At 65.4% G+C, this 864-nt stretch carries 1 protein-coding gene; it reads left to right on the forward strand.

The annotated features are described in order from the left end of the window. Positions 1–864 (forward strand): ABC transporter domain-containing protein (locus QEP12_RS16890; protein WP_488798548.1); only part of this gene is annotated, 864 nt, incomplete at both ends.

The raw sequence follows: 864 nt of genomic DNA on the forward strand, positions 1-864 counted from the left end.
GAGACCACCTTGGCCGTACTGGCTGCGCTGCGCGAAAAACTGTTTATCGGCTGGGCACAGCCCGGTGCAGCCCGTTTGCTGCAGCTGCGCCCAGCACGCTTGCTACAGCGCTTGACCGCCGATGTGGATGCGCTCGACAGCTTGTATCTGCGCTTGATGGTTCCCGTGGTGGCAGCAGCAGGGGCCGCCTTGCTGGCGGGCGTGGTGCTGGGAGCGTTGCAGTGGTGGCTGGGTTTGGCTGTGCTGGTGTGGTTGTTACTGGCAGGCATGGGCTTGACCCTGTGGCTGACACGGCGCAGCACACGGCCTGCCGTACAGCGTGCCTTGGCGCTGGAGCGCTTGCGCGCGCAGGCCGTGGATGCTGTGGCTGGCCAAACCGATTTGCTGATGGCCGGGCGGCTGGCCGCGCAATGCGCGCACATTGCGCAATCCGATGCCCGCGTGGCACAGGCCGACCACGCGCTCAACCGTTTGGATGCGCAAGCTGCAGCAGGTTTTGCCATCGCTGGCGCTTTGACCTTGGCGGGCGTGCTGGCAGGCGCAGGGTATTTGGTGGATGCCGGTGTCATCGGCGCACCCGGTGCTGCGTTGGCGCTGCTGGTGGCGCTGACTGCCATGGAGCCTTTCAATGCCTTGCGCCGTGGTGCCCTGGAAGCAGGCCGCACCCGTTTGGCTGCACGCCGCTTGGGTGCACGCATGGGCAGTGGGTCTGTGGATGCGGCGCTGCCTGCCCCGGCAGGCGATGCCGCTTTTGTGCTGGACAACGCAGCGGTACAGCATGCTGACAGCGCAGTCCCTGCCTTGCAGTCTGTGGATTTACATATTCAAAAAGCAGAGCGCGTAGCGCTTGTCGGGGCTAGCGGG

This window comes from Comamonas jiangduensis, assembly GCF_030162955.1.
GTDB lineage: Bacteria > Pseudomonadota > Gammaproteobacteria > Burkholderiales > Burkholderiaceae_C > Comamonas > Comamonas jiangduensis.